Annotated in this window: 1 protein-coding gene; it reads left to right on the top strand. The window is 56.4% G+C overall.

Annotated features, from left to right (window positions below):
* Positions 1-310: hypothetical protein (locus tag AC1U89_RS25095; protein ID WP_479902323.1), on the top strand; the 310-nt coding region annotated here is incomplete at its 5' end.
* Positions 311-353 lie beyond the last annotated feature (43 nt).

Genomic DNA, 353 nt, shown 5'->3' on the forward strand with positions numbered 1-353 from the left:
ACATTGGGCACGGCACACGCTGGATGCCATCCCGGCCGCTTCACTTAGACAGATCAATAAGTACATCGGTCGCAACTTTGTTACAAAGTACGGCACAAAACAGGGCATCATCGTTCTTGGAAAAGTCGTTCCGTTCGGTTTTGGTGCCGTCATCGGCGGCGGGGCGAACTTCCTCGTTGGACGTACCATCATCGAGGCTAGCAGGCGTGCCTTCGGAAAACCCCGTACAGCTTTCGCACCCGCCGAAGAACGGTTCGAGGACCCAAACGACTACGTCAGCGACGATCGTCTGGAGCCGGCCCCCCGATGAGACAAGGAACTTAACCATGTTGTCTGGGTCACCGTCCCGGTTT

The organism is Caulobacter sp. 05T431 (genome assembly GCF_056665975.1).